The organism is Pseudomonas sp. LAIL14HWK12:I7 (assembly GCF_000483465.1).
Classification (GTDB): domain Bacteria; phylum Pseudomonadota; class Gammaproteobacteria; order Pseudomonadales; family Pseudomonadaceae; genus Aquipseudomonas; species Aquipseudomonas kermanshahensis.
On the sequence record NZ_AXYZ01000016.1, the window covers coordinates 1 to 15,914 of the forward strand.

Genomic DNA, 15,914 nt, shown 5'->3' on the forward strand with positions numbered 1-15,914 from the left:
TGCTGGACGAAGGTCGTGCTGGCGAGAACTGCGGCGTTCTGCTGCGTGGTACCAAGCGTGACGACGTTGAGCGTGGCCAGGTTCTGGTCAAGCCAGGTTCGGTCAAGCCGCACACCAAGTTCACCGCAGAAGTCTACGTCCTGTCGAAGGAAGAAGGCGGCCGTCACACTCCGTTCTTCAAAGGCTACCGTCCTCAGTTCTACTTCCGTACCACTGACGTGACCGGTAACTGCGAACTGCCGGAAGGCGTTGAAATGGTAATGCCAGGTGACAACATTCAGATGACTGTCACTCTGATCAAGACCATCGCAATGGAAGACGGTCTGCGCTTCGCTATCCGTGAAGGCGGTCGTACCGTCGGCGCCGGCGTCGTAGCCAAAATCATCGAGTAATCACTCGACCGATTGAAAAAACCCCCGCTCAGCGGGGGTTTTTTTTATTGGGTTGACACTAAATTGGGGCGTCTATAGAATCACGCCTCCTTTTAGCGGGCGTAGTGCGTCCGTTGGGAACAGCCTGGAGTCTGAAATCCAATGCAAAATCAGCAAATCCGTATCAGGTTGAAGGCTTTCGACCATCGCCTGATCGACCAATCCACCCAGGAAATCGTGGAAACCGCGAAACGTACTGGTGCACAAGTGCGTGGTCCAATTCCACTGCCTACCCGCAAAGAGCGTTTCACCGTTCTGGTCTCCCCGCACGTCAACAAAGACGCGCGTGACCAGTACGAGATTCGCACTCATAAGCGTGTTCTGGACATCGTCCAGCCAACGGATAAAACCGTTGACGCGCTGATGAAGCTTGATCTCGCGGCAGGTGTGGAAGTGCAGATCAGCCTCGGCTAAGACTTCGGTCTTGTCCGTGTAACGCTCTGAAATGGGCGGCCATAGCGGGTGAAAGCCCCGTACACTCATGAGGTTACAACATGACTATTGGTGTAGTCGGTCGTAAATGCGGTATGACCCGCGTTTTCACCGAAGAAGGTGTCTCCATTCCGGTCACGGTCATTGAGATCGAGCCGAATCGCGTCACCCAGTTCAAGACTGAAGAAACCGATGGCTACCGTGCAGTGCAAGTCACTGTCGGCGAGCGTCGTGCTTCGCGTGTGACTGCTGCTCAAGCAGGTCACTTCGCTAAAGCGAACGTTGCCGCTGGTCGCGGTGTCTGGGAGTTCCGCCTTGAAGAAGGCGAGTTCCAGGCTGGCGACTCGATCAAAGCTGAACTCTTCACTGCAGGCCAGCTGGTAGACGTTACTGGTCAGTCCAAAGGTAAAGGCTTCGCCGGTACCATCAAGCGCTGGAACTTCCGTGGTCAGGACAACACCCACGGTAACTCCGTGTCGCACCGCGTCCCAGGCTCCATCGGCCAGTGCCAGACTCCTGGTCGTGTGTTCAAGGGCAAGAAAATGTCCGGTCACATGGGCGCCGAGCGCGTGACTGTTCAGTCCCTGGAAGTAGTACGCGTAGACGCTGAACGCAACCTGCTGCTGATCAAGGGTGCCGTACCTGGCGCTACTGGCGGCGACGTGGTTGTACGTCCGGCTGTCAAGGCTCGCGGTTAAGGGGAAACTGACATGCAACTTAATGTAAATGACGCTCAGGCGATCGAAGTTTCCGAACTGACTTTCGGTGGCGAATTCAACGAGACGCTGGTTCACCAAGCAGTCGTGGCCTACATGGCCGGCGGCCGTCAGGGCACCAAGCAGCAAAAGACCCGTTCCGACGTGGCTGGTGGCGGTAAGCGCCCATGGCGTCAGAAGGGTACTGGCCGTGCTCGTGCTGGTACCACTCGTGGTCCGATCTGGCGTGGCGGTGGTGTTACCTTCGCAGCTCGCCCTCAAGATCACTCGCAAAAGCTCAACAAGAAGATGTATCGCGCAGCTCTGCGCTCCATCCTCGCTGAGCTGGTGCGTAGCGACCGTCTGGTCGTGGTTCAGGACTTCGCTGTTGAAGCACCGAAAACCAAAGATCTGCTGAACAAGCTGAACGGCATGGGTCTGAGCGACGTTCTGATCGTTTCGGACGCTGTTGATCAGAACCTGTACCTGGCTGCTCGCAACCTGCCACACGTCGATGTACGTGACGTGCAAGGTTCCGACCCGGTCAGTCTGATCGCATACGAGAAAGTGTTGATCACTGTCTCGGCCGTGAAGAAATTCGAGGAGCTGCTGGGATGAACCAGGAACGCGTATTCAAAGTCCTCCTTGGCCCGCACGTTTCCGAGAAGGCTACCGTTCTGGCTGAGAAAAAAGGCCAGTTCGTATTCAAGGTTGCTACTGACGCAACCAAGCTGGAAATCAAGAAAGCTGTCGAAGGCCTGTTCAACGTAAAAGTTGAAAACGTGTCGACCGTTAACGTTCTGGGTAAAACCAAGCGTACCGCACGTGGTCTGGGCAAGCGTAATGACTGGAAGAAGGCAATTGTCTCCCTTCAGCCAGGCCAAGATCTCGATTTCAGCAGCAGTGCTGAGTAAGGAAGGGGTGCATCATGGCAATCGTTAAATGCAAACCGACTTCCCCTGGCCGCCGTTTCGTGGTCAAGGTGGTCAACAAGGAGCTCCACAAGGGCGCTCCTCACGCACCGCTGCTCGAGAAGAAATCGAAGTCTGGTGGTCGTAACAATAATGGCCGCATTACCACTCGTCACGTTGGTGGTGGTCATAAGCAGCATTACCGTCTGGTCGACTTCCGTCGCAACGACAAAGATGGCATTCCAGCCACTGTCGAGCGTATCGAATACGATCCAAACCGTACTGCTCACATCGCCCTGCTGTGCTATGCAGACGGTGAGCGTCGCTACATCATCGCCCCTAAAGGCGTGAGCGCTGGCGACCAGCTGATCGCAGGTTCCCTGGCCCCAATCAAGGCCGGTAACTCCCTGCAGCTGCGTAACATCCCAGTAGGTAGCACCATTCACGGCATCGAACTGAAGCCGGGTAAAGGTGCACAGATCGCTCGTTCCGCTGGTGCTTCGGCTCAGCTGATCGCTCGCGAAGGTGTCTACGTGACCCTGCGTCTGCGCTCTGGTGAAATGCGTAAAGTACTGGCTGAGTGCCGTGCGACCCTGGGCGAAGTCTCGAACTCCGAGCACAGCCTGCGTTCGCTGGGTAAAGCAGGTGCCAAACGCTGGCGCGGCGTTCGCCCAACCGTTCGTGGCGTTGCCATGAACCCGGTTGACCACCCGCATGGTGGTGGTGAAGGTCGTACCTCCGGTGGTCGTCATCCGGTATCGCCATGGGGCTTCCCAACCAAGGGTGCTAAAACCCGTGGTAATAAGCGTACCGACAACATGATCGTCCGTCGTCGCAAGTAACTAGAGGGATACGACAGTGCCACGTTCTCTGAAAAAAGGTCCTTTTATCGATCTTCACCTGTTGAAGAAGGTCGAAGTGGCGGTGGAGAAGAACGATCGCAAGCCAGTTAAAACCTGGTCGCGTCGCTCGATGATCCTGCCACAAATGGTCGGTCTGACCATCGCGGTTCACAACGGTCGCCAACATGTCCCAGTTCTCGTGAACGAAGACATGGTCGGCCACAAACTGGGCGAGTTCGCCGGTACCCGCACCTATCGCGGGCACGTGGCTGACAAGAAAGCCAAGCGTTAAGGGGTAAGGAAATGGAAGTAGCCGCTAAGTTGTCGGGCGCTCGCATCTCCGCCCAGAAAGCCCGCTTGGTCGCCGACCAGATCCGCGGGAAGAAGGTGGGCGAAGCGCTCAACCTGTTGGCCTTCAGCAGCAAAAAAGCCGCTGAAATCATGAAGAAAGTCCTCGAGTCGGCCGTTGCCAACGCCGAACACAACGAAGGCGCAGACGTTGATGACCTGAAGGTCTCCACGGTCTTCGTCAACGAAGGGCGTTCGCTGAAGCGCATCATGCCACGTGCCAAAGGCCGTGCTGATCGCATCGTCAAGCGGTCTTGCCATATCACTGTCAAGGTTGCGGACAAGTAACGGAGTCGATCAGATGGGTCAGAAAGTACATCCCACTGGCATTCGCCTGGGAATCGTCAAGGAGCACACCTCCGTCTGGTACGCAGACGGTGCTACTTACGCAGATTACCTGTTGAAGGATCTGAAAACACGTGAGTACCTCCAAGACAAACTAAAAAGCGCGTCCGTAAGCCGTATCGATATTCATCGTCCGGCTCAAACTGCACGCATCACCATCCACACCGCTCGTCCCGGTATCGTTATCGGTAAGAAAGGTGAGGATGTCGAGAAGCTGCGTCAGGACCTGACCAAGCAGATGGGTGTGCCTGTGCACATCAACATCGAAGAGATCCGCAAGCCGGAACTCGACGCTATGCTGGTTGCGCAGAGCGTAGCTCAGCAGCTGGAACGCCGCGTAATGTTCCGTCGCGCCATGAAGCGCGCCGTACAGAACGCCATGCGTATTGGTGCCAAGGGCATCAAGATCCAGGTGAGCGGTCGTCTCGGCGGCGCCGAGATTGCTCGTACCGAGTGGTATCGCGAAGGTCGTGTGCCTCTGCACACCCTGCGTGCCGATATCGACTACAACACCTACGAAGCTCACACCACTTACGGTGTGATCGGTGTGAAGGTTTGGATCTTCAAAGGCGAAGTTATTGGTGGTCGCCAAGAAGAACTGAAACCACAAGCACCAGCGCCTCGTAAAAAAGCTGCTAAGTAAGGGGTACGCCAAATGTTGCAACCAAAGCGTACAAAATTCCGCAAGCAGATGACTGGCCACAACCGTGGTCTGGCACTGCGCGGTAGCAAAGTCAGCTTCGGCGAATTCGCCCTGAAAGCTGTTGCTCGCGGTCGCCTCACCGCTCGCCAGATCGAGTCGGCACGTCGTGCTCTGACTCGTCACGTGAAACGTGGCGGTAAGATCTGGATCCGTGTCTTCCCGGACAAGCCGATCTCCAAGAAACCTCTCGAGGTTCGTATGGGTAAAGGTAAGGGTTCCGTGGAATACTGGGTTGCCCAGATCCAGCCAGGCAAAGTCCTGTACGAGATCGAGGGTGTTTCTGAAGAGCTGGCGCGCGAAGCTTTCGCCCTGGCTGCTGCAAAGCTGCCTCTCGCCACCTCCTTTGTTAAGCGGACGGTGATGTGATGAAAGCGAATGAACTTCGTGAAAAATCGGCACAGCAGCTGAACGAGCAACTGCTCGGCTTGCTGCGCGACCAGTTCAATCTGCGTATGCAGAAAGCAACTGGCCAGTTGGGGCAGTCGCACCTGCTCTCGCAAGTTAAGCGTGACATCGCTCGCGTGAAAACTGTGCTCAACCAGCAGGCAGGTAAGTGATCATGGCTGAAGCTGAAAAAACCGTCCGTACGCTGACTGGCCGTGTCGTCAGCGACAAAATGGACAAGACCATCACCGTTCTGATCGAGCGTCGCGTAAAGCACCCGATCTACGGTAAATACGTTAAGCGTTCGACTAAGCTGCACGCGCACGACGAAGCCAACCAGTGCAAGATCGGCGACAAGGTTTCCATCCGTGAAACCCGTCCGCTGGCCAAGACCAAGTCCTGGGCACTGGTTGAAGTCCTCGAACGCGCTGTTGAAGTCTAAGGGCTAGGGGTCGGAGAAATTTTATGATTCAGACTCAATCCATGCTCGATGTGGCCGATAACAGCGGCGCTCGTCGCGTCATGTGCATCAAGGTACTCGGCGGTTCGCACCGCCGTTACGCCGGCATCGGTGACATCATCAAAGTAACCGTCAAGGAAGCAATTCCGCGCGGTAAGGTCAAAAAAGGCCAAGTGATGACCGCTGTTGTCGTCCGTACCCGTCACGGTGTACGTCGCGCTGACGGTTCCATCATTCGTTTCGACGGCAACGCTGCTGTTCTGCTGAACAACAAGCAAGAGCCGATCGGCACTCGCATCTTCGGGCCAGTGACCCGTGAACTTCGTACTGAGAAGTTCATGAAGATCGTCTCGCTCGCCCCTGAAGTGCTGTAAGGAGATCCGACATGCAAAAGATTCGTCGTGACGACGAGATCATCGTGATCGCCGGCAAAGACAAAGGTAAGCGCGGTAAGGTGCTGAAGGTTCTCGCTGATGACCGTCTGGTCATCGGTGGCGTGAACCTGGTCAAGCGTCATACCAAGCCTAACCCGATGGCGGGCGTTCAGGGCGGTATCGTCGAGAAAGAAGCGCCTCTGCACGCTTCCAACGTTGCCATCTTCAACGGCGAAACCAACAAGGCTGACCGCGTTGGTTTCAAAGTAGAAGACGGTAAGAAAATTCGTGTCTTCAAGTCGACCCAAAAAGCGGTTGATGCTTGAACACTGCTAGGTAGAAGACCATGGCACGACTGAAAGAGATTTACCGGAACGAAATCGCTCCCAAGCTTAAGGAAGAACTTAAGCTGTCGAACGTGATGGAAGTTCCGCGCGTTACCAAAATCACCCTGAACATGGGTCTGGGCGAAGCGATCGGCGACAAAAAAGTCATCGAGCACGCTGTTGCCGACCTGGAAAAGATCACCGGTCAAAAGCCGGTCGTGACTTTCGCTCGTAAATCCATCGCGGGCTTCAAAGTCCGTGAAGGATGGCCGATCGGCGTCAAGGTGACCCTGCGTAGCGACAAGATGTACGAATTCCTGGACCGCCTGCTGGCGATCTCCCTGCCTCGGGTTCGCGACTTCCGCGGCCTGAATGCCAAGTCCTTCGATGGCCGTGGCAACTACAGCATGGGCGTGAAAGAGCAGATCATCTTCCCGGAAATCGATTACGACAAGATCGATGCTCTGCGCGGTTTGGACATCACCCTGACCACCACTGCTCGTTCGGATGACGAAGGCCGCGCTCTGCTGCGTGCTTTCAAATTCCCGTTCCGCAACTGATTGGAGTAGGAAAATGGCCAAGAAGAGCATGAAAAACCGCGAGCTGAAGCGTCAGCTCACGGTAGCCAAGTTCGCCAAAAAGCGTGCTGAGCTGAAAGCGACCATCGTCAACCTGAACGCCTCTCCAGAAGAGCGTTTCGCTGCCGTTGTCGCTCTGCAGAAGCAGCCACGTGATGCCAGCGCTGCGCGTCTGCGCAACCGTTGCCGCCTGACCGGTCGTCCTCACGGTGTATACCGTAAGTTCGGCCTGGGCCGTAACATGCTGCGTCAAGCGGCAATGCGCGGTGACGTACCGGGTCTGGTCAAGGCCTCCTGGTAATCGCTGCAGGTGTGATCCCGGCGGAAGGGGAGCAATCTTCCGACCGCCGGTGACCTCGCCAACAAACAAGCCCCTATATGGGGCTTGTTTCGTTTCTACCTTGTGTCTAGAATGACCGGCTCACCTGAGCCTGGGTTTTTTGCCCAATCCGCTCGGGTGGTTGTGATAGCCGCAAGGCTAATAATTCTTGTATCAGGAGCATCTAGCCCATGAGTATGCAGGACCCGTTAGCGGACATGCTAACTCGCATCCGTAATGCCCAGATGGCTGAAAAGTCCGTCGTAAGCATGCCTTCCTCTACGCTGAAGGTCGCGGTTGCCAAAGTTCTGAAGGATGAAGGTTACATCGCTGGCTACCAAGTCAGTGGCGAAGCCAAGCCCTCCCTGTCGATCGAACTGAAGTACTTCGAAGGCCGTCCGGTCATCGAGGAGCTGAAGCGCTCCAGCCGTCCAGGCCTGCGCCAGTACAAGGCCGTTACCGATCTGCCGAAAGTACGTGGCGGTTTGGGCGTGTCTATTGTCTCCACCAACAAAGGTGTGATGACTGATCGCGCTGCGCGCGCTGCCGGTGTCGGCGGCGAAGTTCTCTGCACAGTGTTCTAAGGGGGGATAGACATGTCTCGCGTCGCTAAGAACCCCGTTAAGCTGCCATCTGGTGTCGAAGTCAAATTCGCCGGCCAGCAGCTTTCGGTGAAGGGTGCCAAAGGCACTCTCGAACTGAACGTTCACTCGTCTGTTGAAGTTACCGAAGAGTCTGGTGAGCTGCGTTTCGTCGCTCGCAATGGTGACCAGCAAGCTCGCGCCATGGCCGGTACTACCCGCGCTCTGGTCAACAACATGGTCCAGGGCGTAAGCCAAGGCTTCGAGCGCAAGCTCCAGCTGGTCGGTGTTGGTTACAAGGCACAGGCCAAGGGCACTATCCTGAACCTGGCCCTGGGCTTCTCGCACCCAGTGGACTACGAACTGCCAGCCGGTATCACCGCTGAAACGCCTAGCCAGACCGACATCCTGATCAAGGGTATCGACAAGCAGCTGGTAGGTCAGGTGGCCGCTGAAATCCGCGACTTCCGTCCACCAGAGCCTTACAAAGGTAAAGGTGTGCGTTACGCGGACGAAGTAGTCCGTCGTAAAGAAGCCAAGAAGAAGTAGGGCCTAGCAAATGACCGACAAAAAAGTTACTCGACTGCGTCGCGCTCGCAAAGCACGCCTCAAGATGCACGAACTCGAAGTCGTGCGCCTGTGCGTGTTCCGCTCCTCGCAGCACATCTACGCCCAGGTCATTTCGGCCGACGGCAGCAAGGTTCTGGCAAGCGCCTCGACCTTGGACAAAGACCTGCGTGATGGCGCCACTGGCAACATCGACGCGGCCACTAAGGTTGGCAAGCTGGTAGCTGAGCGTGCGAAAGCCGCCGGTGTATCTCAAGTTGCCTTTGACCGTTCCGGCTTCAAGTACCATGGCCGCGTCAAAGCGCTGGCTGATGCTGCTCGTGAAGGCGGGCTGGAGTTCTAAGTTATGGCAAATAACGATCAAAAGCGCGACGAAGGCTACATCGAGAAGCTGGTTCAAGTTAACCGCGTTGCCAAGACCGTAAAAGGCGGCCGTATCTTCACCTTCACCGCGTTGACCGTGGTTGGTGATGGTAAAGGTCGTGTCGGCTTCGGCCGTGGCAAATCGCGCGAAGTACCTGCTGCGATCCAGAAAGCCATGGAAGCTGCTCGTCGCAACATGATCCAGGTTGACCTGAAGGGCACCACCCTGCAGTACGCCACCAAGGCTGCCCACGGCGCCTCGAAGGTTTACATGCAGCCTGCCTCGGAAGGTACCGGTATCATCGCCGGCGGTGCAATGCGTGCTGTCCTGGAAGTTGCTGGCGTTCAGAACGTTCTGGCCAAGTGCTACGGTTCGACCAACCCAGTGAACGTGGTTTACGCCACCTTCAAGGGTCTGAAAGCCATGCAATCTCCTGAATCCATTGCTGCCAAGCGCGGCAAGAGCGTCGAGGAGATCTTCTGATCATGGCAACCGTTAAAGTAACGCTGATCAAGAGCGTCTCGGGCCGTATCCCTAACCACAAACTGTGCGTTAAGGGTCTGGGTCTGCGTCGCATCGGTCACACTGTAGAAGTCCAGGATACTCCCGAGAATCGCGGGATGATCAACAAGGCTTACTACATGCTGCGCGTCGAGGGTTAATCGATGAAACTCAATGATCTGAGTCCAGCGCCGGGTTCCCGTCGCGAAAAGCATCGTCCGGGTCGTGGTATCGGTAGCGGTCTGGGTAAGACCGGCGGCCGTGGCCACAAAGGTCAGACTTCCCGTTCGGGTGGTTCGATCGCTCCGGGCTTCGAAGGCGGTCAACAGCCGCTGCACCGTCGTCTGCCGAAATTCGGCTTCGTTTCCCTGAAAGCCATGGACCGCGCAGAAGTGCGTCTGTCCGAGCTGGCCAAAGTGGAAGGCGACGTGATCTCCGTGCAATCCCTGAAGGATGCCAACGTGATCAACCAGCACATTCAGCGTGTGAAAATCATGCTGTCTGGCGAAGTTACTCGCGCAGTCACCATCAAGGGCATCGCAGCCACCAAGGGTGCGCGTGCGGCTATCGAAGCAGCTGGCGGCAAATTCGAGGAATAAATGGCTAAGCAAGGTGCTCTCTCTTCGCTCGGTAAGGGCGGGATGTCGGAACTCTGGGCTCGTCTGCGCTTTCTGTTCATGGCGATCATCGTCTATCGGATAGGTGCGCATATCCCGGTTCCAGGCATCAATCCGGACCGTCTGGCGGATCTGTTTCGGCAGAATGAGGGGACCATTCTTAGCTTGTTCAACATGTTTTCCGGTGGCGCGCTTGAGCGCATGAGCATCTTTGCACTGGGGATCATGCCGTACATTTCGGCATCGATCATCATGCAGCTGATGACGGCGGTCAGCCCGCAACTGGAGCAGTTGAAGAAGGAAGGTGAAGCTGGCCGTCGCAAGATCAGCCAGTACACCCGCTACGGCACCGTTATCCTGGCGCTGGTCCAAGCCATTGGCATGTCCATTGGCCTGGCCAACCAGGGCGTGGCGTTTTCTGTCGGCCTGGGCTTCCATGTCGTCGCGGTTTCCACGTTTGTGGCCGGCGCGATGTTCATGATGTGGCTGGGCGAGCAGATCACCGAGCGCGGTGTGGGCAACGGTATCTCGATGTTGATCTTCGCAGGTATCGTTGCCGGTCTTCCGAGAGCAATCGGGCAGTCTTTCGAGTCTGCGCGTACAGGCGATATCAACATTTTCGCCCTGGTCGCAATCGGTTTGCTGGCAGTAGCGATTATCGGTTTCGTGGTGTTCATTGAGCGTGGTCAGCGTCGTATCGCCGTTCACTACGCCAAGCGTCAGCAGGGCCGCAAGGTCTTCGCTGCGCAGACCAGCCACTTGCCGTTGAAGGTGAACATGGCGGGGGTTATCCCGGCTATTTTCGCCAGCAGCATTTTGCTGTTCCCGGCTTCGCTGGGTGCCTGGTTCGGTCAGTCCGAAGGTATGGGCTGGTTGCAGGACATCTCGCAGTCGATCGCTCCTGGTCAGCCGTTGAACATCTTGCTGTTTAGTGCAGGGATCATTTTCTTCTGCTTCTTCTACACAGCGCTGATGTTCAATCCGAAAGACGTAGCGGAAAACCTGAAGAAGTCCGGTGCCTTTATTCCGGGTATCCGTCCTGGTGAACAGTCGGCTCGCTACATTGATGGCGTTCTGACCCGTTTGACCATGTTCGGTGCTCTTTACATGATGGCCGTCTGCCTTCTGCCCCAGTTCCTGGTGGTGGCAGCAAATGTGCCGTTCTACCTTGGCGGGACCTCGTTGCTGATTGTGGTAGTGGTTGTGATGGACTTCATGTCCCAAGTACAATCGCACCTCGTTTCGCACCAGTACGAATCCCTGATGAAGAAAGCCAACCTGAAAGGCTACGGTGGCAGCGGTTTGCTGCGCTGATACGCCCCTAAGGTTCGAGGAGTCGGTAATGAAAGTTCGTGCATCGGTGAAAAAGCTGTGCCGTAACTGCAAGATCATCCGTCGCGAAGGCGTCGTACGAGTGATCTGCAGCGCGGAACCGCGTCACAAACAGCGCCAAGGCTGAGTGTGATCGTCGCTTCAAACCCAGCAGCTAGTGTGCTGCTGGGTTGATTATTCGTTTCTACAGCGATATTATCTCGCGCCCTATTTCTTGGCTTCCGGGGCGTAGGTAGCTGTCAATTGGAGTCCCACTGAATGGCCCGTATTGCAGGCGTCAACATTCCAGATAACAAGCATACTGTTATCTCGCTGACCTACATCTATGGTGTCGGTCGCACAACTGCGCAGAAGATCTGTGCAGACGCTGGTGTAAACCCAGCCGCTAAGATCAAGGATCTGAGCGACGAGCAAATCGAAACCCTGCGTGGCGAAGTCGCGAAGTTCACCACCGAAGGTGACCTGCGTCGTGACATCAACATGAAGATCAAGCGCTTGATGGACCTGGGTTGCTACCGCGGCCTGCGTCATCGTAAAGGTCTGCCGGTTCGCGGTCAGCGCACCAAGACCAACGCACGCACCCGTAAGGGCCCGCGTAAGCCGATCCGCAAGTAACCGCCCAGGAATATAGACATGGCAAAACCTGCTGCTCGTCCTCGTAAGAAAGTCAAAAAGACAGTGGTTGATGGCATCGCCCACATCCATGCGTCTTTCAACAACACCATCGTGACCATCACCGACCGTCAGGGCAATGCTTTGTCCTGGGCGACCTCCGGTGGTTCGGGTTTCCGTGGTTCGCGCAAATCCACCCCGTTCGCAGCACAGATCGCTGCTGAGCGTGCTGGTCAAGCTGCGCTGGAATACGGTCTGAAGAACCTCGACGTTAACGTCAAGGGTCCAGGTCCAGGTCGTGAGTCCGCCGTTCGTGCATTGAACAGCTGCGGCTACAAGATCGCCAGCATCACCGACGTGACGCCAATCCCGCACAACGGGTGCCGTCCGCCGAAGAAGCGTCGCGTGTAATCAGGAGACAGAAGAATGGCACGTTACATTGGTCCAAAATGCAAACTGTCTCGTCGTGAAGGCACCGATCTGTTCCTGAAGAGCGGCGTTCGCGCTCTGGAATCGAAGTGCAACATCGAAGCAGCCCCAGGTATCCACGGCCAGCGCCGTGGCCGTCAGTCCGACTACGGTACCCAGCTGCGCGAGAAACAAAAAGTCCGTCGTATCTACGGTGTTCTGGAGCGTCAGTTCCGCGGTTACTACCAAGCTGCTGCCTCGAAAAAAGGCGCAACCGGTGAGAACCTGCTGCAACTGCTCGAGTGCCGTCTGGATAACGTCGTCTACCGTATGGGCTTCGGCTCGACTCGTTCCGAGTCCCGTCAGCTGGTTTCGCACAAAGCGATCAGCGTCAACGGTAAGACTGTAAACATTCCATCCTACCAAGTTCGTCCGGGTGACGTGGTCGCGGTTCGCGAGAAGTCGCTGAGCCAGCTGCGCATTGTTCAAGCCCTTGAACTGTGCGCCCAGCGTGGCCGCGTTGAGTGGGTTGACGTGGATGCTGCTAAAAAGTCGGGCGTTTTCAAGAACGTTCCTGCTCGCAGCGACCTGTCTGCCGACATCAACGAGAACCTGATTGTCGAGCTCTACTCCAAGTAAGGGCTAGAAAATAGGTGCATCCATGCAGATTTCGGTAAATGAGTTCCTGACTCCCCGCCACATTGATGTGCAGGTAGTCAGTCCGACCCGCGCCAAGATCACGCTCGAGCCTCTCGAGCGTGGCTTCGGCCATACCCTGGGCAACGCGCTGCGCCGCATCCTGTTGTCCTCCATGCCTGGCTGTGCAGTAGTCGAGGCCGAGATCGATGGCGTACTCCATGAGTACTCCGCGATCGAAGGTGTTCAGGAAGACGTAATTGAAATCCTGTTGAACCTGAAAGGCCTGGCTATCAAACTGCACGGTCGTGACGAAGTTACGCTGACCTTGTCGAAAAAGGGTTCGGGGGTGGTTACCGCTGCCGATATTCAGCTGGATCACGATGTCGAGATCGTCAACCCCGATCACGTAATCGCGAACCTGGCGTCGAACGGCGCCCTGAACATGAAGCTCACCGTAGCTCGTGGTCGTGGTTACGAGCCGGCCGACTCCCGTCAAACCGACGAAGACGAAAGCCGTAGCATTGGCCGTCTGCAGTTGGACGCTTCGTTCAGCCCGGTGCGTCGTATCGCCTATGTGGTCGAAAACGCCCGTGTTGAACAGCGTACCAACTTGGACAAGCTGGTCATTGATCTGGAAACCAACGGCACCCTGGATCCTGAAGAGGCAATCCGCCGCGCTGCGACCATCCTGCAACAGCAGCTGGCCGCGTTCGTCGACCTCAAAGGTGACAGTGAGCCTGTCGTAGTCGAGCAGGAAGACGAGATCGATCCGATCCTGCTGCGTCCGGTTGACGACCTGGAACTGACTGTACGTTCGGCCAACTGCCTCAAGGCGGAGAACATCTACTACATCGGCGACCTGATTCAGCGTACCGAAGTAGAGCTGTTGAAGACTCCTAACCTGGGCAAGAAGTCCCTGACTGAAATCAAGGACGTCCTGGCCTCTCGTGGTCTGTCTCTCGGCATGCGCCTCGACAACTGGCCGCCTGCAAGTCTTAAGAAAGACGACAAGGCGACCGCCTGATCGTCGTAATCACCGAACGTAGTGTTTGGTAAGGAATGAATCATGCGTCATCGTAAAAGTGGACGTCACCTGAGCCGTACCAGCTCTCACCGCAAAGCTATGTTCCAGAACATGGCTGTGTCGCTGATCGAGCACGAGCTGATCAAAACCACCCTGCCGAAAGCCAAGGAACTGCGCCGCGTTGCCGAGCCGCTGATCACCCTGGCCAAGGAAGACAGCGTTGCTAACCGTCGTCTGGCCTTCGACCGTACCCGTTCGAAGTCCGCTGTTGGCAAACTGTTCAACGATCTGGGCAAGCGTTACGCCACCCGTCAGGGCGGCTACCTGCGCATCCTGAAGTGCGGTTTCCGCGCTGGCGACAACGCGCCTATGGCGTACGTCGAGCTGGTTGATCGTCCAGTCGGTGGTGCTGTAGAAGCTGCCGAGTAAGACGTTCTGTCTGCTACAAAGAACCGGGCCTTGTGCCCGGTTTTTTGTGCCTGCAAGTATTGTTAATTTCTATTGATACAAGTCATGTAATGAATTTGTCCTGAAGCGACCGCTCGTCAATACTCCTATCCAAGCCGATTAGCCGGCAGTTCTAGACCGATAAGGAGAGCCCATGAGCAAGATTCTCACCACCGCCAGCGGTGCACCTGTAGCTGACAACCAGAATTCCCGCTCTGCCGGCCCCCGCGGCCCGCTGCTGCTCGACGATTTCCACCTGATCGAGAAGCTCGCCCACTTCAACCGCGAGAACATCCCAGAACGTCGTGTTCACGCCAAGGGTTCGGGGGCGTACGGCACCTTTACCGTTACCCGCGACATCACCGGCTACACCAGCGCCAAGCTGTTCGAACAGGTCGGCAAGCAGACTGAAACCTTCCTGCGCTTCTCCACGGTCGGTGGCGAACGTGGTTCGGCTGACACCGAGCGTGATCCGCGTGGTTTCGCCGTCAAGTTTTATACCGAGGAAGGCAACTGGGACATCGTTGGCAACAACACCCCGGTGTTCTTCATCCGTGACCCGCTTAAGTTCCCGGACTTTATCCACACCCAGAAGCGCCACCCGCAGTCCAACCTGAAGAACGCGCAAATGATGTGGGACTTCTGGTCACACTCGCCCGAGGCGCTGCACCAGGTCACCATCCTTTTCTCTGACCGCGGCATCCCGGACGGCTACCGTCACATGCACGGCTTTGGCAGCCACACCTACAGCCTGATCAGCGCCGCCGGTGAACGTACCTGGGTGAAGTGGCACTTCAAGACCCAGCAAGGCATCAAGAACCTCGCCCCTGCTGACGCTGCACGCTTGGCAGGTACAGACCCGGACTACGCCCAGCGCGACCTGTTCGAGGCCATCGAGCGCGGCGACTACCCGCGCTGGACCGTCTGCATCCAGGTGATGACTGAGGCCGAGGCCGCCAGCCGTGACGAGAACCCGTTCGATGTGACCAAGACCTGGTCGCAGAAGGACTATCCGCTGATTGAGGTGGGCGTACTGGAGCTCAACCGTAACCCGCTCAATTACTTCGCTGAGGTCGAGCAAGCGGCGTTTGGCCCGAGCAACATGGTCCCAGGTGTCGGGCTGTCGCCTGACCGTATGCTGCAGGGCCGGGTGTTCGCCTACGCCGATGCGCATCGCTACCGCGTGGGCACCAACCACCAGCAGTTGCCGGTCAACGCGCCGCGCTCTGCGGTCAACAGCTACCAGCGTGATGGTTCGATGGCCATTGGCAGCTACGGCAGCGCGCCGAACTACGAGCCCAATAGCTACGGCGATGCACCCAAGCAGTCGCCACGCCATGCTGAGCCTGCCCTGGCCCTGAATGGCTCGGCTGATCGCTACGATCACCGTGAGGACAATGACTACTACAGCCACGCCGGTGCACTGTTCCGCTTGATGAACGAACAGCAGAAGGCCCTGCTGATCAACAACATTGCGGGCGCCATGGCAGGCGTGAGCGACGATGTCATCCAACGCCAGTTGCAGTACTTCTTCAAGGCCGATCCCGCCTACGGTGAGGGCATTGCCAAGGCGCTGGGCGTGAATCTCGCCTAAGTCGAAGTGATAAGAAGAACCGCCCTCATTTGGGCGGTTTTTCAATGAATATCACTACTGTTTAACCGATTTTTTGCATC

30 protein-coding genes are annotated in these 15,914 nt (G+C 56.6%); all 30 read left to right on the top strand.

Annotated elements, in window-relative coordinates:
* On the top strand, positions 1-392 hold a 392-nt coding region (locus D886_RS27060), incomplete at its 5' end, for an elongation factor Tu (RefSeq protein WP_033694226.1).
* A 141-nt stretch (positions 393-533) separates the two neighbouring features.
* Positions 534-845, top strand: a complete 312-nt coding sequence (rpsJ, locus tag D886_RS0115920; protein ID WP_003186070.1) for a 30S ribosomal protein S10 — start codon at positions 534-536, stop codon at positions 843-845.
* A gap of 80 nt (positions 846-925) precedes the next feature.
* Positions 926-1,561, top strand: coding sequence for a 50S ribosomal protein L3 (gene rplC / locus D886_RS0115925; protein WP_027594871.1), 636 nt, complete (start codon positions 926-928; stop codon positions 1,559-1,561).
* A gap of 12 nt (positions 1,562-1,573) precedes the next feature.
* Positions 1,574-2,176 carry a 50S ribosomal protein L4 gene (gene rplD, locus D886_RS0115930; protein WP_003255485.1) on the top strand — a complete coding sequence of 201 codons (603 nt, stop codon included), beginning with the start codon at positions 1,574-1,576 and terminating at the stop codon, positions 2,174-2,176.
* Positions 2,173-2,472, top strand: a complete 300-nt coding sequence (gene rplW / locus D886_RS0115935; protein WP_003255484.1) for a 50S ribosomal protein L23 — start codon at positions 2,173-2,175, stop codon at positions 2,470-2,472. Before rplD ends, rplW begins: the two co-directional genes overlap by 4 nt.
* Before the next feature lie 14 nt (positions 2,473-2,486).
* Entirely contained in the window at positions 2,487-3,311 is an 825-nt protein-coding gene (rplB, locus tag D886_RS0115940; protein ID WP_027594872.1) for a 50S ribosomal protein L2, read from the top strand.
* A gap of 16 nt (positions 3,312-3,327) precedes the next feature.
* Positions 3,328-3,603 carry a 30S ribosomal protein S19 gene (gene rpsS / locus D886_RS0115945; protein ID WP_003255482.1) on the top strand — a complete coding sequence of 92 codons (276 nt, stop codon included), beginning with the start codon at positions 3,328-3,330 and terminating at the stop codon, positions 3,601-3,603.
* Between the two features lie 11 nt (positions 3,604-3,614).
* Positions 3,615-3,947 (top strand): 50S ribosomal protein L22, encoded by a 333-nt coding sequence (rplV, locus tag D886_RS0115950; RefSeq protein ID WP_003103908.1) that lies wholly within the window; start codon positions 3,615-3,617, stop codon positions 3,945-3,947.
* A gap of 13 nt (positions 3,948-3,960) precedes the next feature.
* Positions 3,961-4,647: a 30S ribosomal protein S3 gene (gene rpsC / locus D886_RS0115955; RefSeq protein WP_003255481.1), complete on the top strand. Its 687-nt coding sequence runs from the start codon at positions 3,961-3,963 to the stop codon at positions 4,645-4,647.
* 12 nt (positions 4,648-4,659) lie between these two features.
* Positions 4,660-5,073: a 50S ribosomal protein L16 gene (gene rplP, locus D886_RS0115960; RefSeq protein ID WP_003255479.1), complete on the top strand. Its 414-nt coding sequence runs from the start codon at positions 4,660-4,662 to the stop codon at positions 5,071-5,073.
* Entirely contained in the window at positions 5,073-5,264 is a 192-nt protein-coding gene (gene rpmC / locus D886_RS0115965; protein ID WP_002555481.1) for a 50S ribosomal protein L29, read from the top strand. The genes rplP and rpmC overlap by 1 nt, the downstream gene beginning before the upstream one ends.
* A gap of 2 nt (positions 5,265-5,266) precedes the next feature.
* Positions 5,267-5,533: a 30S ribosomal protein S17 gene (gene rpsQ, locus D886_RS0115970; RefSeq protein WP_003255478.1), complete on the top strand. Its 267-nt coding sequence runs from the start codon at positions 5,267-5,269 to the stop codon at positions 5,531-5,533.
* A 23-nt stretch (positions 5,534-5,556) separates the two neighbouring features.
* Positions 5,557-5,925, top strand: coding sequence for a 50S ribosomal protein L14 (rplN, locus tag D886_RS0115975; protein WP_002555479.1), 369 nt, complete (start codon positions 5,557-5,559; stop codon positions 5,923-5,925).
* 11 nt (positions 5,926-5,936) lie between these two features.
* Positions 5,937-6,251 carry a 50S ribosomal protein L24 gene (gene rplX, locus D886_RS0115980; protein ID WP_003255476.1) on the top strand — a complete coding sequence of 105 codons (315 nt, stop codon included), beginning with the start codon at positions 5,937-5,939 and terminating at the stop codon, positions 6,249-6,251.
* 20 nt (positions 6,252-6,271) lie between these two features.
* Positions 6,272-6,811: a 50S ribosomal protein L5 gene (gene rplE, locus D886_RS0115985; protein ID WP_003255474.1), complete on the top strand. Its 540-nt coding sequence runs from the start codon at positions 6,272-6,274 to the stop codon at positions 6,809-6,811.
* A 13-nt stretch (positions 6,812-6,824) separates the two neighbouring features.
* Positions 6,825-7,130: a 30S ribosomal protein S14 gene (gene rpsN, locus D886_RS0115990; RefSeq protein ID WP_012316516.1), complete on the top strand. Its 306-nt coding sequence runs from the start codon at positions 6,825-6,827 to the stop codon at positions 7,128-7,130.
* A gap of 209 nt (positions 7,131-7,339) precedes the next feature.
* Complete coding sequence (rpsH, locus tag D886_RS0115995; protein ID WP_027594873.1) at positions 7,340-7,732, top strand: 30S ribosomal protein S8; 393 nt, start codon at positions 7,340-7,342, stop codon at positions 7,730-7,732.
* 12 nt (positions 7,733-7,744) lie between these two features.
* Positions 7,745-8,278, top strand: coding sequence for a 50S ribosomal protein L6 (rplF, locus tag D886_RS0116000; RefSeq protein WP_027594874.1), 534 nt, complete (start codon positions 7,745-7,747; stop codon positions 8,276-8,278).
* 10 nt (positions 8,279-8,288) lie between these two features.
* Positions 8,289-8,639, top strand: a complete 351-nt coding sequence (gene rplR / locus D886_RS0116005) for a 50S ribosomal protein L18 (protein ID WP_008089801.1) — start codon at positions 8,289-8,291, stop codon at positions 8,637-8,639.
* A gap of 3 nt (positions 8,640-8,642) precedes the next feature.
* Positions 8,643-9,143: a 30S ribosomal protein S5 gene (gene rpsE / locus D886_RS0116010; RefSeq protein ID WP_003255465.1), complete on the top strand. Its 501-nt coding sequence runs from the start codon at positions 8,643-8,645 to the stop codon at positions 9,141-9,143.
* Between the two features lie 2 nt (positions 9,144-9,145).
* On the top strand, positions 9,146-9,322 hold the full coding sequence (rpmD, locus tag D886_RS0116015; RefSeq protein WP_008089798.1) for a 50S ribosomal protein L30: 177 nt from the start codon (positions 9,146-9,148) through the stop codon (positions 9,320-9,322).
* Positions 9,323-9,325: 3 nt separating this feature from the next.
* Entirely contained in the window at positions 9,326-9,760 is a 435-nt protein-coding gene (gene rplO / locus D886_RS0116020; protein ID WP_003255461.1) for a 50S ribosomal protein L15, read from the top strand.
* The gene (gene secY / locus D886_RS0116025) at positions 9,761-11,092 is read left to right on the top strand and encodes a preprotein translocase subunit SecY (protein ID WP_003257108.1); all 1,332 of its coding nucleotides are present in this window, start codon (positions 9,761-9,763) and stop codon (positions 11,090-11,092) included.
* A 28-nt stretch (positions 11,093-11,120) separates the two neighbouring features.
* Positions 11,121-11,237 (top strand): 50S ribosomal protein L36, encoded by a 117-nt coding sequence (gene rpmJ / locus D886_RS0116030; RefSeq protein ID WP_002555468.1) that lies wholly within the window; start codon positions 11,121-11,123, stop codon positions 11,235-11,237.
* A 131-nt stretch (positions 11,238-11,368) separates the two neighbouring features.
* On the top strand, positions 11,369-11,725 hold the full coding sequence (rpsM, locus tag D886_RS0116035) for a 30S ribosomal protein S13 (protein ID WP_003255457.1): 357 nt from the start codon (positions 11,369-11,371) through the stop codon (positions 11,723-11,725).
* An 18-nt stretch (positions 11,726-11,743) separates the two neighbouring features.
* Positions 11,744-12,133 (top strand): 30S ribosomal protein S11, encoded by a 390-nt coding sequence (rpsK, locus tag D886_RS0116040; protein WP_003255454.1) that lies wholly within the window; start codon positions 11,744-11,746, stop codon positions 12,131-12,133.
* 15 nt (positions 12,134-12,148) lie between these two features.
* On the top strand, positions 12,149-12,769 hold the full coding sequence (gene rpsD, locus D886_RS0116045) for a 30S ribosomal protein S4 (protein WP_009681977.1): 621 nt from the start codon (positions 12,149-12,151) through the stop codon (positions 12,767-12,769).
* A gap of 22 nt (positions 12,770-12,791) precedes the next feature.
* Positions 12,792-13,793, top strand: a complete 1,002-nt coding sequence (gene rpoA, locus D886_RS0116050; RefSeq protein ID WP_003255452.1) for a DNA-directed RNA polymerase subunit alpha — start codon at positions 12,792-12,794, stop codon at positions 13,791-13,793.
* Between the two features lie 42 nt (positions 13,794-13,835).
* The gene (gene rplQ, locus D886_RS0116055) at positions 13,836-14,222 is read left to right on the top strand and encodes a 50S ribosomal protein L17 (RefSeq protein WP_003255451.1); all 387 of its coding nucleotides are present in this window, start codon (positions 13,836-13,838) and stop codon (positions 14,220-14,222) included.
* Positions 14,223-14,394: 172 nt separating this feature from the next.
* Positions 14,395-15,834: a catalase gene (locus D886_RS0116060; RefSeq protein ID WP_027594875.1), complete on the top strand. Its 1,440-nt coding sequence runs from the start codon at positions 14,395-14,397 to the stop codon at positions 15,832-15,834.
* Positions 15,835-15,914 lie beyond the last annotated feature (80 nt).

Coding starts and splice junctions, on each gene's coding strand:
- rpsJ (WP_003186070.1), top strand. CDS start 534: ATGCAAAATCAGCAAATCCGTATCAGGTTGAAGGCTTTCGACCATCGC.
- rplC (WP_027594871.1), top strand. CDS start 926: ATGACTATTGGTGTAGTCGGTCGTAAATGCGGTATGACCCGCGTTTTC.
- rplD (WP_003255485.1), top strand. CDS start 1,574: ATGCAACTTAATGTAAATGACGCTCAGGCGATCGAAGTTTCCGAACTG.
- rplW (WP_003255484.1), top strand. CDS start 2,173: ATGAACCAGGAACGCGTATTCAAAGTCCTCCTTGGCCCGCACGTTTCC.
- rplB (WP_027594872.1), top strand. CDS start 2,487: ATGGCAATCGTTAAATGCAAACCGACTTCCCCTGGCCGCCGTTTCGTG.
- rplV (WP_003103908.1), top strand. CDS start 3,615: ATGGAAGTAGCCGCTAAGTTGTCGGGCGCTCGCATCTCCGCCCAGAAA.
- rpsC (WP_003255481.1), top strand. CDS start 3,961: ATGGGTCAGAAAGTACATCCCACTGGCATTCGCCTGGGAATCGTCAAG.
- rplP (WP_003255479.1), top strand. CDS start 4,660: ATGTTGCAACCAAAGCGTACAAAATTCCGCAAGCAGATGACTGGCCAC.
- rpmC (WP_002555481.1), top strand. CDS start 5,073: ATGAAAGCGAATGAACTTCGTGAAAAATCGGCACAGCAGCTGAACGAG.
- rpsQ (WP_003255478.1), top strand. CDS start 5,267: ATGGCTGAAGCTGAAAAAACCGTCCGTACGCTGACTGGCCGTGTCGTC.
- rplN (WP_002555479.1), top strand. CDS start 5,557: ATGATTCAGACTCAATCCATGCTCGATGTGGCCGATAACAGCGGCGCT.
- rplX (WP_003255476.1), top strand. CDS start 5,937: ATGCAAAAGATTCGTCGTGACGACGAGATCATCGTGATCGCCGGCAAA.
- rplE (WP_003255474.1), top strand. CDS start 6,272: ATGGCACGACTGAAAGAGATTTACCGGAACGAAATCGCTCCCAAGCTT.
- rpsN (WP_012316516.1), top strand. CDS start 6,825: ATGGCCAAGAAGAGCATGAAAAACCGCGAGCTGAAGCGTCAGCTCACG.
- rpsH (WP_027594873.1), top strand. CDS start 7,340: ATGAGTATGCAGGACCCGTTAGCGGACATGCTAACTCGCATCCGTAAT.
- rplF (WP_027594874.1), top strand. CDS start 7,745: ATGTCTCGCGTCGCTAAGAACCCCGTTAAGCTGCCATCTGGTGTCGAA.
- rplR (WP_008089801.1), top strand. CDS start 8,289: ATGACCGACAAAAAAGTTACTCGACTGCGTCGCGCTCGCAAAGCACGC.
- rpsE (WP_003255465.1), top strand. CDS start 8,643: ATGGCAAATAACGATCAAAAGCGCGACGAAGGCTACATCGAGAAGCTG.
- rpmD (WP_008089798.1), top strand. CDS start 9,146: ATGGCAACCGTTAAAGTAACGCTGATCAAGAGCGTCTCGGGCCGTATC.
- rplO (WP_003255461.1), top strand. CDS start 9,326: ATGAAACTCAATGATCTGAGTCCAGCGCCGGGTTCCCGTCGCGAAAAG.
- secY (WP_003257108.1), top strand. CDS start 9,761: ATGGCTAAGCAAGGTGCTCTCTCTTCGCTCGGTAAGGGCGGGATGTCG.
- rpmJ (WP_002555468.1), top strand. CDS start 11,121: ATGAAAGTTCGTGCATCGGTGAAAAAGCTGTGCCGTAACTGCAAGATC.
- rpsM (WP_003255457.1), top strand. CDS start 11,369: ATGGCCCGTATTGCAGGCGTCAACATTCCAGATAACAAGCATACTGTT.
- rpsK (WP_003255454.1), top strand. CDS start 11,744: ATGGCAAAACCTGCTGCTCGTCCTCGTAAGAAAGTCAAAAAGACAGTG.
- rpsD (WP_009681977.1), top strand. CDS start 12,149: ATGGCACGTTACATTGGTCCAAAATGCAAACTGTCTCGTCGTGAAGGC.
- rpoA (WP_003255452.1), top strand. CDS start 12,792: ATGCAGATTTCGGTAAATGAGTTCCTGACTCCCCGCCACATTGATGTG.
- rplQ (WP_003255451.1), top strand. CDS start 13,836: ATGCGTCATCGTAAAAGTGGACGTCACCTGAGCCGTACCAGCTCTCAC.
- D886_RS0116060 (WP_027594875.1), top strand. CDS start 14,395: ATGAGCAAGATTCTCACCACCGCCAGCGGTGCACCTGTAGCTGACAAC.